Annotated in this window: 13 protein-coding genes; 12 read left to right on the forward strand and 1 reads right to left on the reverse strand. The window is 69.1% G+C overall.

What is annotated here, in order from left to right; genetic code table 11:
- Positions 1-16 precede the first annotated feature (16 nt).
- The 7 genes from OD750_RS11180 (at position 17) to moeB (ending at position 7635) form a co-directional block, all read left to right on the forward strand.
- A complete protein-coding gene (locus tag OD750_RS11180; RefSeq protein ID WP_263544794.1) occupies positions 17-1039 on the forward strand; it encodes a helix-turn-helix domain-containing protein in 1023 nt (340 codons plus the stop codon).
- A 194-nt stretch (positions 1040-1233) separates the two neighbouring features.
- Positions 1234-1884, forward strand: a complete 651-nt coding sequence (locus OD750_RS11185) for a YfgM family protein (protein WP_263544795.1) — start codon at positions 1234-1236, stop codon at positions 1882-1884.
- Positions 1881-3050 carry an outer membrane protein assembly factor BamB gene (gene bamB / locus OD750_RS11190; RefSeq protein ID WP_263544796.1) on the forward strand — a complete coding sequence of 390 codons (1170 nt, stop codon included), beginning with the start codon at positions 1881-1883 and terminating at the stop codon, positions 3048-3050. The genes OD750_RS11185 and bamB overlap by 4 nt, the downstream gene beginning before the upstream one ends.
- 197 nt (positions 3051-3247) lie before the next feature.
- A complete protein-coding gene (gene der / locus OD750_RS11195; RefSeq protein WP_263544797.1) occupies positions 3248-4639 on the forward strand; it encodes a ribosome biogenesis GTPase Der in 1392 nt (463 codons plus the stop codon).
- Positions 4640-4643: 4 nt separating this feature from the next.
- Positions 4644-5225 (forward strand): molybdenum cofactor guanylyltransferase MobA, encoded by a 582-nt coding sequence (gene mobA / locus OD750_RS11200; RefSeq protein WP_263544798.1) that lies wholly within the window; start codon positions 4644-4646, stop codon positions 5223-5225.
- Between the two features lie 9 nt (positions 5226-5234).
- The gene (locus tag OD750_RS11205) at positions 5235-6473 is read left to right on the forward strand and encodes a molybdopterin molybdotransferase MoeA (protein ID WP_263544799.1); all 1239 of its coding nucleotides are present in this window, start codon (positions 5235-5237) and stop codon (positions 6471-6473) included.
- A 1-nt stretch (position 6474) separates the two neighbouring features.
- Positions 6475-7635, forward strand: a complete 1161-nt coding sequence (gene moeB, locus OD750_RS11210; protein ID WP_263544800.1) for a molybdopterin-synthase adenylyltransferase MoeB — start codon at positions 6475-6477, stop codon at positions 7633-7635.
- Positions 7636-7807: 172 nt separating this feature from the next.
- On the opposite strand, the gene OD750_RS11215 is transcribed toward moeB, so the two are convergent.
- Positions 7808-8104, reverse strand: a complete 297-nt coding sequence (locus OD750_RS11215; RefSeq protein ID WP_263544801.1) for a DUF1244 domain-containing protein — start codon at positions 8102-8104, stop codon at positions 7808-7810.
- A gap of 149 nt (positions 8105-8253) precedes the next feature.
- On the opposite strand from OD750_RS11215, the gene folD reads away from it, so the two are divergent.
- From folD to OD750_RS11240, 5 genes are read left to right on the forward strand one after another with little or no spacing between them, the layout of a single operon-like run.
- On the forward strand, positions 8254-9108 hold the full coding sequence (gene folD / locus OD750_RS11220) for a bifunctional methylenetetrahydrofolate dehydrogenase/methenyltetrahydrofolate cyclohydrolase FolD (protein WP_263544802.1): 855 nt from the start codon (positions 8254-8256) through the stop codon (positions 9106-9108).
- A 14-nt stretch (positions 9109-9122) separates the two neighbouring features.
- Entirely contained in the window at positions 9123-9986 is an 864-nt protein-coding gene (locus tag OD750_RS11225; RefSeq protein WP_263544803.1) for a TRAP transporter TatT component family protein, read from the forward strand.
- 31 nt (positions 9987-10017) lie between these two features.
- A complete protein-coding gene (gene dctP / locus OD750_RS11230; RefSeq protein ID WP_263544804.1) occupies positions 10018-11013 on the forward strand; it encodes a TRAP transporter substrate-binding protein DctP in 996 nt (331 codons plus the stop codon).
- Between the two features lie 4 nt (positions 11014-11017).
- On the forward strand, positions 11018-11530 hold the full coding sequence (locus OD750_RS11235; RefSeq protein ID WP_263544805.1) for a TRAP transporter small permease: 513 nt from the start codon (positions 11018-11020) through the stop codon (positions 11528-11530).
- Positions 11527-12810, forward strand: a complete 1284-nt coding sequence (locus OD750_RS11240; protein WP_263544806.1) for a TRAP transporter large permease — start codon at positions 11527-11529, stop codon at positions 12808-12810. Before OD750_RS11235 ends, OD750_RS11240 begins: the two co-directional genes overlap by 4 nt.
- Positions 12811-13251: the final 441 nt, after the last annotated feature.

Below are 13251 nucleotides of genomic sequence, written 5' to 3' on the forward strand. Positions count from 1 at the left end.
TGAAGACTCGCTCCCAATGACCGCCCATCACGACGACAACAACGACAGCGCGGTAATGGATGCCCACGCCGAAACGGCCACGGACGATACGACCCTGACGACGCCCCCGGCCGACGAGGGCCGCGAACTGTTCGTGATGCCGGCCGACGCGCAGCCGTCGACCGTGAATCTCGGCGCCCGATTGCGTGCCGCGCGCGAGGCGCGCGGCCTGTCGGTCGACGAAGTCGGTCTGCGCCTGCGCCTGCCGCAGCGTGTGATTGCGTCGCTCGAAAGCGGCGACTTCGCGCGCATCGAGCACGACGTCTACCTGCGCGGGTACCTGGCGAGCTATACGCGCCTGCTCGACCTGCCGACGAGCGCGCTCACCGACGACCTCGCGCGCGAACGCGCGCCGACCCAGCCGCCGCTCGTGGCGACCGGCCGCATCTCGCATTCGCGCTACCTGTTCCAGCGCTATTCGGTGCCGGCCGTGTACGTCGTGCTGACCGGCCTCATCGTCGCCCCGGCGATCTGGCTCGCCAGTCACGGCGGCCTCGAACGCAATCTGGCGCGCGTGACGACGCTCGACAGCGCCGACAACACGTCGCTGTCGCTGCCGCCCGATCCGAACGCCACCGCCGCGACGACCGTACCGGCGACAACGCCCGCGCCGACGCAGGAACCGGCTGCGCCGGTGCCGCACGCCGACGCGCCGCTGATGGCGTCGATGGCGCTGCCGTCGATCAAGCACGAAGAGCCGGCCGCGCCGGCCGAACCGCCGCCGCCGGCCGGCGCGTACCGCGTGCGCCTGAAGCTGTCCGAGGCGAGCTGGGTCGAGATCGTCGCCGCCGACGGCCGTCGTCTCGAATTCGGCCTGCTGCCGGCCGGTGCCGAGCGCACCTACGGCACCGACCAGGCGGTCAGCGTGCGCCTCGGCAACGCGAACGGCGCGGAGCTCGATGTCAACGGCAAGGCGGTCGATCTCGCCTCGTTCCGTCGCGCGAACGTCGCGCATCTGCGGCTCGTCGACGGCGGCGCGACGGCGCCGGCCGCTAACTGAACCGTAAGTGCTTGTTTGGCGGCGCGCGCGTCCCGCGGCGCCGCTTCTGCGCTACTCTACGGCGCCCGCGCCGGCCGCAACCGGCCGGTGCGGGCCGCGCGGTTTTCGCGCCGCCAAATCCCCAGTTCCGCCGGACGGCGGACCGACAACCAAGAAGACTCGCGCTTCGCGCGCGGGCGCAAACGGACATCGCAATGGCATTCGATACGCTCGACGAACACGAACAAGGCGAACTTGTACGCAAGTGGATACGCGACAACTCCGCGTCGATCCTGGTCGGCATTGTGCTCGGCCTGCTGCTCGTCTTCGGCTGGACGCAGTGGGAACGGCACAAGGTGCAGCGCGCGGCCCAGGCCGCGGTCGAATTCCAGACGTTCGAAACCGCGTTGACCGGCAAGAACGAGCCGGCGAGCAAGGAAGGCATCGAACGCCTCAAGAAGGACTTCGGCGACACCGCCTACGCCGTGCTCGCGGCGATGCGTGCGGCCGAGGCGGCCAGCGCCGCCAAGGATCTGCCGGCGGCCGAAGCGTCCGCGCTGTGGGCCTACGAACACGCCAAGGGCGACGCGATGAAGAGCCTCGCCGGCCAGCAGCTTGCGCGCGTGCGCCTCGGCGCCGACAAGGCCGCCGACGCGCTGACGCTGATCAACTCGCTGCCGGTCGCGGGCTACGCCGCGGCGATCGCCGAACTGCGCGGCGACGTGCTCGCGGCGCAGGGCAAGCGCGACGAAGCGCGCGCCGCGTACGAAGCGTCGCTGCAGGCGCTCGACCCGAATGCGCCGGGCCGGCAGTCGCTCGAATGGAAGCGTGACGACCTGACCGTCGCCGGGAAGCAGAACTCATGAAGAAGCGGGTCCTCGTTCCGCTGTTCGCAGCGCTCGTCGCGACCGGCGGTTGCGGCTGGTTTTCCGGCGCGAAGTCGACGAAGAAAGAAAACATCGCCGCGCCGAAGGAACTCGTCGAGCTGACGCCGACGCTGTCGGTGAAAGAAGTCTGGTCGCGCAACATCGGCAAGGGCGCCGGCAAGTCCGGCATCCGCGTCAAGCCGACGCTCGCCGACGGCAAGCTGTACACGGCGGGCGTCGACGGCGACGTGCGCGCGTTCGACGCCGCGAGCGGTCGCGAAATCTGGAAGAAGAACGTCGACTTCCGTCTTGCCGGCGGCCCCGGCGTCGCGGGCGACGTGCTCGTCGTCGGCGGTCTCGACGGCGACGTGATCGCGTTCGACGCGCACAGCGGCGCCGAGCGCTGGAAGGCGCGCGTGTCGGCCGAAGTCGTCGCCGCACCGGCGGTCGGACAGGGCACCGTGTTCGTGCGCTGCAACGACGGCCGCGTGTACGCGCTCGACGCCGGCGACGGCAAGCAGCGCTGGATCTACGATCGCGCGACCGTGCCGCTGCTGTCGCTGCGCGGCACCGGCGCGCCGGTGATCGTCGGCGACGCCGTGCTGTCGGGTTCCGACGCGGGCCGGCTCGTCGCCTTGCGCACGAGCGACGGCGCGGCGATCTGGGAGCAGTCGCTGACGACCGGCGAAGGCCGTACCGAACTCGAACGCCTGTCGGACATCGACGGCGACCTCGCGGTCGACGGCGACGTCGTCTACGCGGCGGCGTACCGGGGCCAGGTCGCGGCGCTGTCGGCGTCGAACGGCCGGCAGATCTGGACGCGCGCGCTGTCGAGCTACACCAACATCGGCGTCTCGGCGAGCCAGGTGTACGCGGTCGATGCCGATTCCGCGGTCTGGGCGCTCGATCGCACCAGCGGCTCGTCGATGTGGAAGCAGGACGCCCTCGAACACCGCTGGCTGTCGGGCGCGGCCGTACAAGGCGACTACGTCGTCGTCGGCGACCTCGAAGGCTACGTGCACTGGCTCTCGATCAGCGACGGCAAGATCGCCGCGCGCGAGCGTCTGTCGAAGAAGGCGATCCAGGCGACCCCGGTCGTCATGGGCGATCTCGTCATCGTCGAGGACATCGACGGCAAAGTCGGCGCGTATCGCGCCGCGCCGTGACAAGCCGTTCGCGGCTTGTCGCGATCCACGGATGGATCGCACGAGGGGCGGTCGCGTCGGCGGCCGATCCTCGGAGTACGTGCGCAAGCTATGCTTGCGCCGTTCGATGTGAAAACGGGCAGGAGCCCGATTTTCACTTTTGATTACGTTCGCATCGCGCCGGCGAGAGCCGGCGCGGCTTCACATCAGGCCACAACATGCTGCCCGTCGTCGCTCTCGTCGGTCGTCCCAATGTCGGCAAGTCGACGTTGTTCAATGTGCTCACCCGCACGCGCGATGCGCTGGTCGCCGACCAGCCCGGCCTCACGCGCGATCGCCACTACGGCATCTGCCGTCTCGGCGACTCACCGTTTCTCGTCGTCGACACCGGCGGTCTTTCCGGCGACGACGAAGGTATCGACGGACTGACCGCCAAGCAGGTCGAGCTCGCCATCGCCGAGGCGAGCATCGTCGTGTTCATGACCGATGCGCGCGCGGGCCTGATGGCGCTCGACCGCGACATCCTCATCGACCTGCGCAAGCGCGGCAAGCCGCTGATCGTCGCGGTCAACAAGACCGACGGACTCGACGAGACGACGAGCCTCGCCGACTTCGCGGCGCTCGGCGTCGCGACGCTGGTACCGCTCGCGGCGTCGCACGGCCGCGGCACCGACGGATTGCTCGAGGCGCTGGAGCCGCATCTGCCGGCCGACGCGCCCGAAGAAGCGCCGAGCGCCGATCTGGGCATCCGCGTCGCGATCGTCGGCCGTCCGAATGTCGGCAAGTCGACGCTCGTGAACCGGCTGCTCGGCGAAGACCGCGTCGTCGTTTCCGACATCGCCGGCACGACGCGCGATTCGATTCGCGTGCCGATCGAGCGCGACGGCAAGAAGTACATGCTGATCGACACCGCCGGCGTGCGCCGCCGCGCGCGCGTCGAGGAGGCGATCGAGAAGTTCAGCGTGATCAAGACGCTGCAGTCGATCGCCGCGGCGCAGGTCGTCGTGGTGCTGCTCGACGCGGCCGAAGGCGTGTCCGAGCAGGACGCGACGATGATCGGCCACGTGCTGAACGAATCGCGCGCGGTCGTGATCGCGGCGAACAAATGGGACAATTTGACGAAGTACCAGCGCGAGCAGTGCGAAACGTCGCTCGAACGCCGGCTCGACTTCGTCGCATGGGCCGAACGCGTGTTCATCTCGGCGCTGCACGGCTCGGGCCTGCGCGAACTGATGCGCGCGGTCGATCGCGCGCACGCGTCGGCGACCAAGCAGTTCAACTCGTCCGAGTTGAATCGCGCGCTCGAAGCCGCGTACGAGGGCTATCAGCCGCCGCTCGTGCGCGGGCATTCGCCGAAGCTGCGCTACGCGCATCCGGGCGGCACGAATCCGCCGACGATCGTCATTCACGGCTCGCGCACGAAGCATCTCGCCGAGAGCTACCGGCGCTACCTCGAAAACTTCTTCCGCAAGCGCTTCAAGCTGATCGGCACGCCGCTGCGGCTCGAATTCCGCGACGGCGAAAATCCGTTCGCCGGGCGCAAGAACGTGCTGACCGAAGGCCAGCAGCGCAAGCGCCAGCGCCTGATCCGCAACGCGAAGAAACGCTGACGCGATGATCGCGATCGCGCGCGGCGACGTCACCGCGGCGATCCTCGCCGGCGGCGCGGCGCGGCGCTACGGCGGCATCGACAAGGGTCTGGTCGAACTCGGCGGACGTCCGCTCGTCGCGTGGTGCGCCGCCGCGCTCGCGCCTCAGGCCGATGCCGTCATCGTCGTCGCGAACCGCAACGCCGAGCGCTACGCGGCGTTCGGCCGCGTGATCGCCGATCGCGCCGATGGTTACCTCGGCCCGCTCGAAGGCATCCGTTCGGCGCTCGCGGCCGCAACGACGCCGTGGCTCGTGACGGTACCGGTCGACAGTCCGCAGCCGGGCGCCGATCTCGTCGCGCGGCTCGCCGCCTCGCTCGACGACGGTGTGAACGTGGCCGGCGCGGCCAACGGTGCGCAACGCGAACCGCTGTTCGCGCTGTATCGCGTCGCCGCGGTGCGCGATCTGCCCGCGTCGCCGGCCGACCTTCCGGTGTGGCGCTGGCACGACGCGCTCGGCGCGCGCATCGTCGATTTCGCCGACAGCGCCGAACGCTTCGTCAATCTCAACACGCCCGAAGAACTCGCGCGGTACGCACGCGGGTAAACTGCCGCGATGACGAACACCGCCTCTTCGTTTCCCACTGCGATTTCCGTTGCCGAAGCACGCGCGCGCATCGTGGCGCTCGCCGCCGCGCGGCCGCTGCCGGCCGAGCGCGTGGCGCTCGACGCCGCGTATGGCCGCGTGCTCGCGCACGACGTGCGCGGCGACGACGACGTACCGGCCTACGCCAACTCCGCCATGGACGGCTACGCGCTGCGCGGCGCCGACCTGCCGGCCGAGGGCGAGCGTACGTTCGCGCTCGTCGGCGCGCGGCTCGCCGGCGACGGCCGGCCCGCGGCGGTCGGCGAGGGCGAATGCCTGCGCATCACGACCGGCGCGCCGCTGCCGGCCGGCGCCGACACCGTCGTGATCAAGGAAAACGTCCGTCTCGAAGGCGCGGGGGTCATCGTCGCCGCCGGCGAAACGGCCGGCGCGAACGTGCGGCCGGCCGGCGAGGACTATCGCGCCGGCGAATTCGCGTTCGCGGCCGGCACCGTGCTGACGCCGGCGCGCGTCGGCGTGCTCGCGTCGTTCGGACTCGTCAACGTCGCCGTCGCGCGCGCGCCGCGCGCGGTCGTGCTGACGACCGGCGACGAAGTGGTCGCGCCGGGCATGCCGCTGGAATACGGGCAGGTCTACAACTCGAACCGCGCGAGCCTTGCGGGTCTGTTGCGCGGGGCCGGCGCGCAGCTCGTGCGGCACGAACACGTGCGCGACGATCCGGCGGCGCTCGAAGATGCGCTGCGCCGTGCCGCGCGCGACGCCGATCTCGTCGTGACGTCGGGCGGCGTGTCGGCCGGCGAAGCCGACTTCATGCCGGCGCTGATCGCGCGCGTCGGCCGTGTGGATTTCTGGAAAGTGCGGATCCGGCCCGGCATGCCGATGCTCGTCGGCGAGATCGGCACCGCGCTCGTCTGCGCGCTGCCGGGCAATCCGGTGTCGGGCATGGCGACCTTCCTGACGCTCGTGACGCCCGCGCTCGCGGCGCTCGCCGGCCGATCGGACGACGTGTCCCCCTGGTATGCGCGCGTCGCCGTCCCCATCGTGAAAAACCACCGGCGCGCCGAGTACCAGCGCGCGCGCCGCGAAAGCCGCCGCGACGGCAGCGTGTGGGTGACGCCGTTCCCGCGTCAGGGGTCGGGCGTGCTGCGCAGCGTCGCCGAGGCGGATTGCCTCATCGTTCTGCCGGAAGAAACGGCGTCGCTCGCAGTCGGCGACATCGTGGAATTCCTGCCCTTGCCCGGACAGTAGGATGGCCAATCGCGACGAACTGGTGGCGGCGCTGCGCGCGCGGACGCGCGAGGTTTCCGTCGAGGCGGCGCACGCGGCGCAGCGCGCCGGCGCGCTGATCGTCGACGTGCGCGAAGACGCCGAACGCGCCGCCGGCACGCCGAGCGGCGCGATCGGCGTATCGCGCGGGTTTCTCGAACTGCGCATCGGCGAACTCGCGCCCGATCGCGACCGCGCGATTCTCGCCGTGTGCGGCAGCGGCGCGCGGTCGCTGTTCGCGGCCGACACGCTCACGCAACTCGGCTACACCGACGTCGCGTCGGTCGCCGGCGGCTACGCCGCGTGGCTCGCGAGCGGCCTGCCCGTCGATCGCGGCACGCTCGACGCCGACAGCGCCGAGCGCTATTCGCGGCATCTGCTGCTGCCCGAAGTCGGCGCGGCGGGGCAGGAGCGTCTGGCCAACGCGCGCGTCGTACTGATCGGTGCCGGCGGCCTCGGATCGCCCGCGGCGCTGTATCTCGCGGCGTCGGGCGTGGGGCACCTCGTGCTCGTCGACGACGACCGCGTCGAGCGCTCGAACCTGCAGCGCCAGGTGGTGCACGCCGATGCGCGCGTCGGCATGCTCAAGACCGAATCGGCGCGCATGACGCTCGCGGGCCTGAATCCGCGGGTGAACGTCGAACTCGTCAGCGAACGATTGCTCGCGGCGAACGTCGAGCACGTGCTGGCGGGCGCCGACGTCGTGATCGACGGCGCGGACAACTTCCCGACGCGATACCTGCTCAACGCGGCATGCGTGAACCTGAAACTGCCGCTCGTCTACGGCGCGATTCACCGGTTCACGGGCCAGGTGAGCGTGTTCGACGCGCGCCGCGACGAGTCGCCGTGCTATCGCTGCCTGTTCCCGGAACCGCCGTCGGCGGCCGAGGCGCCGAACTGCGCCGAAGCGGGCGTGCTCGGCGTGCTGCCGGGCGTGATCGGCGTGCTGCAGGCGACGGAGGCGATCAAGCTCGTGCTCGGGCGCGGCGATGCGCTGGTCGGGCGGCTGCTTTGCTACGACGCGCTCGCGGCAACGTTTCGCGAACTGCGGCTGCCGCGCGATCCGGATTGCCCGGGGTGCGGGGCGCATCGCGCGCGCGGGGCGTATGAGGATATCGCGGCGCTTTGCGCGGCGGCGGGCTGAACCCTCTCCCCCAAACGCTTCGCGTTTGGGGAGAGGGCAGGGTGAGGGGGCGACGCTGCGCACTTCGTCGAGACTGACGCAGACTCCGGCGTTTCCCCCTCACCCCGACCCTCTCCCCCGACGCCGTCGGGGGAGAGGGAGCCCTGCGGCGACGCGTCTTTGCAGTCGACAGCTATGCGTGCTTTTTCTGCGCCGCCTCGAACGCCGCGACCTGCTCAGGCGTCGCCTCGCGCTGATACCGCTTTTTCCACTCCGCAAACGGCATTCCGTAGACGCGCTCGCGCGCCGCGTCCTTGTCGATCGCCACGCCGCGTTCGGCTGCCGCTTCGCGGTACCAGTCGGCGAGGCAGTTGCGGCAGAAGCCCGCAAGCGTCATCAGTTCGATGTTCTGCACGTCCGTGCGTGCATTGAGGTGCGCAACGAGGCGGCGGAACGCCGCGGCTTCGAATTCGGTCGTGTCGACGGTCATGGCTAACTCCAGGCTGACCGCCGGATGCTAGCAAGCCCGCCGCCGGTTTGAGGCAATCCGTCCGACCGTGGATAATGCGCGCCTTGCCCGCCGGTGCTCCGGCGCATCGGCGCGCCCTGCCGCCGGCCCGAAGGAAACCGATCTCGACCATGACCGCCCGGATACTGGACGGCAAACGCATCGCCGACGAACTGCTCGACCGCATCGCCGCCCGCGTCGCCGAACGCGTCGCGGCCGGCAGGTCGCGGCCGGGCCTCGCCGTCGTGCTCGTCGGCGCCGATCCCGCGTCCGGCGTGTACGTCAAGAACAAGCGCAAGGCGTGCGCCCAGGTCGGTTTTCGTTCGTTCGACTACGACCTGCCGGCCGACACGCCCGAAATCGACCTGCGCGCGCTGATCGACCGCCTCAACGCCGATCCGTCCGTGCACGGCATTCTCGTGCAGCTGCCGCTGCCGGCGCATATCGACGCCACCGCGATCATCAACCGCATCGATCCGCGCAAGGACGTCGACGGCTTCAACGCCGCGAACGTCGGCGCGCTCGTGCTGCGCCAGCGCGGCCTGCGTTCGTGCACGCCCAAGGGCGTGATGACGCTCCTGGCGCATACCGACCGTCCGGTGCGCGGCCAGCACGCGGTCGTCGTCGGCGTGTCGAATCACGTCGGCCGGCCGATGTTGCTCGAACTGCTGCTCGCCGGCTGCACGACCACCTCGTGCCACAAGTTCACGCGCGATCTCGCCGGCTTCGTCGCGCAGGCCGACATCGTCGTGGTCGCGGTCGGCCGGCCGAATCTCGTCAAGGGCGCGTGGATCAAGCCCGGCGCGATCGTCATCGACATCGGCATCAACCGCCTCGCCGACGGCAGTCTCGTCGGCGACGTCGAATTCGACGCCGCCGCCGCGCGCGCGTCGTGGATCACGCCGGTGCCGGGCGGCGTCGGACGCATGACCGTCGCGACGCTGATCGAAAACACGCTGGAAGCCGCCGAAACCTTCTTCGACTGATCCGGAAAAATACCGTGTCTCTTCGTCGCCTTATCAAAAATGCCGCATTGTGCCTGCTCGCGCTCGGCGCGAGCGGCTGCGTCGGCCTCGTCAACAAGGCCAGCCAGCGCTTCGCCGACAACCTCGGCACGGCCATCCTCAACGAAAACGATCCGGGCACCGTGCGCGACGGCGTGCCGTCGTATCTGCTGCTGCTCGATGCGATGATCGAGGGCAATCCGGACGACGCCGGCAAGCTGCTTTCGGCATCGAAGCTGTACGGCTCGTACGCCGGCGGTTTCGTCGCCGAGCCCGTGCGCGCCAAGCGCCTCGCACTACGCGCGTACGACTACGCCCGACGCGCGACGTGCATTCGCGCGAAATCGTTCTGCGACGTGCTCGCGCAGCCGTTCGATCCGTTCTCGGCCGAGCTTGCGAAGATCGAAGCGAAAGACCTCGACGTGCTCGCCGGCCTCGGCGCCGCGTGGGCCGGCCGCATCCAGCAGGACAGCGGTGACTGGAACGCCATCGCCGACCTGCCGAAGGTCGAGGCGCTGTACGAGCGCATTCTCGCGCTCGATCCGAACTACGACGGCGGTTCGGCGTACATGGTGCTCGGCGTGTTGAATTCGCTGCGGCCGGCGCAATACGGCGGCAAGCCGGAAGTCGGCAAGCAGAATTTCGAGAAGGCGATCGCGCTGTCGGACGGCAAGAACCTCATGGCGAAGACGCTGTACGCGCAGTACTACGCGCGGCTCGTGTTCGACCAGGAACTGCACGACCGTTTGTTGAACGAAGTGGTGGCCGCGGCGCCGGAAGCGCCGAAGCTCACGCTGATGAACGTGCTGGCGCAGGAGCGGGCGAAAGCGCTGCTCGCGTCGGGCAAGGACTATTTCTAACCCGAGCGCGAGCGCGGGCATCGGAGGCAATATGAAGAAGATCGGATTCTGGCTCGGCGGCATGCTGTCGCTCGCGCTCGCGACGGGCGCGCACGCGGCCGACGTGTTCAAGGTCGCCACGGCCGCGCCGGACGGCACGGCGTGGATGAAGGAAATGCGCGCCGGCGCCGACGCGGTCAAGACGCGCACCGAAGGCCGCGTCGAGATCAAGTTCTACCCGGGCGGCGTGATGGGCGACGCGGCCACGGTGCAGCGCAAGGTGAAGATCGGCCAGCTCCAGGGCGGCGCCTTCACCGGCGGCGAAATCTCGGCCCTGAACCAGGACGTGAATCTCTACGGCCTGCCTTTCATGTTCCGCAGCCAGGCTGAAGTCGACGCCGTGCGCGCCAAGCTCGACGAGAAGATCAAGGCCGGCTTCGAACCCAAGGGCTATGTCGCGCTGGGCCTTTCGGGCGGCGGTTTCGCGTATCTCATGGGCACCCGCGAGATCAAGTCGCGCGACGATCTCAAGGCCGCCAAGGTGTGGGTGCCGCAGGGCGACGTGATCTCGGAAATCGCGTTCAAGACCGCCGGCGTCACGCCGGTGTCGCTGCCGCTGACCGACGTGTTCACGAGCCTGCAGACCGGCCTCATCGACACCGCCGCGAACACGCTCGCCGGCACCATCGCGTTCCAGTGGCACACCAAGGTCAAGTACGTCGTCGACCTGCCCGTGACCTACGTCGTCGGCGTGCTCGTCGTCGACAAGAAGGCGTTCGACAAGGTCTCCGCCGCCGACCAGGCGATCATGCGCGAGGAAATCGCCAAGGCGTTCAAGCGCCTCGACGAAATCAGCATCGCCGACAACAAGAGCGCGGCCGAAACGCTCAAGGGGCAAGGCATCAGCTTCTACACGCCGAGCGCCGACGAGAACAAGGTGTGGCAGCAGGTCGGCGTCGACTCGGCCAAACAGCTCGAAGAAAAGCACACGTTCTCGCCGGAGCTGTACAAGGCGCTGACCGACGAACTCGCGGCGCTGCGCAAGTAAGCCGATGAGCGAACCGACGCCGACGACGCAGCGCCCGTTCTTCGCGCGGCTGCACCGATTCGAAGACTGGCTGCTGACGCTGTTCGTCGTCGCGCTGATCGTTCTCGCGGGCCTGCAGATCGTGCTGCGCAACGTGTTCGACGGCGGGTTCACGTGGGCCGAGCCGGTGCTGCGCATGCTCGTGCTGTGGAGCGCGATGCTCGGCGCGCTGATCGCCGCGCGCGACGATCAGCACATCGGCCTCGACTTCATCAACCGCTTCGTCGACGGCGTGAAGCTGCGCGTCGCGCGCGTCGTCGCGCTCGGTTTCGCCACGGTGCTGTGCGGCGCGATGGCGTGGTACAGCTGGGGGCTCGTCGAACTCGATCGCGAAGGCGGCACCGAAGGCGTCGTCGGCATACCGGCGTGGGTGCTCGAACTCGTGCTGCCGGCCGGCTTCGCGCTGATGGCCGTGCGCTTCGCGATCCGCGCGTTCGCGCCGCCCAAGGGCGACCACCTGCCGGAGATCGGCTCGTGACGTGGCTGATCGTTCTCGGCTTGATCGTACTCGCCGTGCTCGGCGCGCCGCTGTTCGCGCTGCTCGGCGCGGTCGCGCTGATCGGTTTCCACAACGCGGGACAGGAAGGCATCGCGGTCGCGGTCGAGTTCTATCGGCTCGGCGACATGCCGGCGCTGATCGCGATTCCGCTGTTCACGCTCGCGGGCTACCTCCTCGCCGAAAGCAAGACGCCGCAGCGCCTCGTGCGTCTGACGAACGCGCTCGTCGGCTGGCTGCCGGGCGGTCTTGCGATCGTCGCGGTCTGCGCGTGCACGCTGTTCACGGCGTTCACCGGCGCGACGGGCGTGACGATCATCGCGCTCGGCGCGGTGCTGTATCCGGCGCTGCTGCAGGCGCACTACGGCGAGAAGTTCTCGCTGGGCCTGCTCACCGCGTCGGGCAGCCTGGGCCTCTTGCTCGTGCCGTCGATGCCGCTGATCCTGTACGGCGTGGTCGCGCAGCAGTTCCAGACGACGCCGCCGGTCAGCATCGACGCGCTGTTCCGCGCGGGCGTGCTGCCGTGCCTGCTGATGGTCGTGATGCTCGGCGCGTACAGCGCGTGGCACGTGCGGCACGTGCCGCGGCCGCCGCGTGCGGGCGCGGACGAACTGCTGGCCGCGACGAAAGATGCCGCGTGGGAAATCCCGCTGCCGTTCGTGATCCTGATCGGCATCTATTCGGGCAAGCTCGCGGCGTCGGAAGCGGCGGCGGCGACGGCGTTGTACGTGCTCGTGGTGACGGTGCTGATCCGGCGCGAGATCAGGATCGGCGACCTGCCACGCGTGATCCGTCATGCGATGGTGCTGGTCGGCGGCATCCTCATGATCCTGGGCTTTTCGCTCGCGCTGACGAACTGGCTGATTGACGCGGAAGTGCCGGACAAGCTGTTCGAGTTCCTGCGCACGCACATCCCGCAGGACCAGCCGTTCCTGTTCCTGCTTGCGCTGAACGTGTTCCTGCTGGTGTTCGGCATGCTGCTTGAGGGGTTTCCGGCGATCATCCTGCTGGTGCCGCTCGTGCTGCCGGTGGCGGTGAAGTACGGGATCGACCCGGTACATCTCGGCATCATTTTTTTGGCCAATTTGCAGTTGGGGATTTTTCTGCCGCCGCTGGGGATCAATCTGTACATCGCGAGTGCGCGGTTTCGGCAGCCGGTGATGACGCTGGTGCGCGCGTCGGTGCCGTTCTTCTTGATCATGTTGGCGGCTACGCTCGTGATTACGTATTGGCCCGCGCTTTCGCTGTGGTTGGCGCGCTGAGCGCGCGCGCTGCTTTTTCCTTTTTTGCTCGTCATCCCGGCGCAGGCTGGGATCCAGTTCTTGATTGTCGCTTTGTATTTTTCGCTTGGCTTTAAACAAGGCGTTTCGCTCGCTGCCGCGAGCGAGCAAGGGGAATTTGCTTGTCCAAATTCCCCTTGCATCCCCAAAGGACACCCCGACGGCCGCGGCCTCCGGGCATCCTGCCCTCCGACTCCGCGAGCTTGCTCCGGGGTTCGTTGATGGGCCATCCATGGCCCGTCAACGAACTGCGCACATCCTGTGCGCACCCGCTGCGCGGGCTGATCCTCCGCAATCTCGCCGCGACCGACGGGGCCCCGGGTAGAGCGGGCGGCTTCCTGCCGCCAGAAGCAACGGCAACGGCAACGGCAACGACGCGAAGCGCGGCAACTCCTTGGCTCGTCATTCCAGCGCAAGCTGGAA

It is taken from the genome of Tahibacter soli (assembly GCF_025717065.2).
Classification (GTDB): Bacteria; Pseudomonadota; Gammaproteobacteria; order Xanthomonadales; family Rhodanobacteraceae; genus Tahibacter; species Tahibacter soli.

Bases quoted from the DNA above. Each gene is read 5' to 3' on its own strand.
- OD750_RS11215 (WP_263544801.1), bottom strand. From the start codon at position 8,104: ATGACCGTCGACACGACCGAATTCGAAGCCGCGGCGTTCCGCCGCCTC.
- mobA (WP_263544798.1), top strand. From the start codon at position 4,644: ATGATCGCGATCGCGCGCGGCGACGTCACCGCGGCGATCCTCGCCGGC.
- der (WP_263544797.1), top strand. From the start codon at position 3,248: ATGCTGCCCGTCGTCGCTCTCGTCGGTCGTCCCAATGTCGGCAAGTCG.
- dctP (WP_263544804.1), top strand. From the start codon at position 10,018: ATGAAGAAGATCGGATTCTGGCTCGGCGGCATGCTGTCGCTCGCGCTC.
- moeB (WP_263544800.1), top strand. From the start codon at position 6,475: ATGGCCAATCGCGACGAACTGGTGGCGGCGCTGCGCGCGCGGACGCGC.
- OD750_RS11185 (WP_263544795.1), top strand. From the start codon at position 1,234: ATGGCATTCGATACGCTCGACGAACACGAACAAGGCGAACTTGTACGC.
- OD750_RS11180 (WP_263544794.1), top strand. From the start codon at position 17: ATGACCGCCCATCACGACGACAACAACGACAGCGCGGTAATGGATGCC.
- folD (WP_263544802.1), top strand. From the start codon at position 8,254: ATGACCGCCCGGATACTGGACGGCAAACGCATCGCCGACGAACTGCTC.
- OD750_RS11235 (WP_263544805.1), top strand. From the start codon at position 11,018: ATGAGCGAACCGACGCCGACGACGCAGCGCCCGTTCTTCGCGCGGCTG.
- OD750_RS11205 (WP_263544799.1), top strand. From the start codon at position 5,235: ATGACGAACACCGCCTCTTCGTTTCCCACTGCGATTTCCGTTGCCGAA.
- bamB (WP_263544796.1), top strand. From the start codon at position 1,881: ATGAAGAAGCGGGTCCTCGTTCCGCTGTTCGCAGCGCTCGTCGCGACC.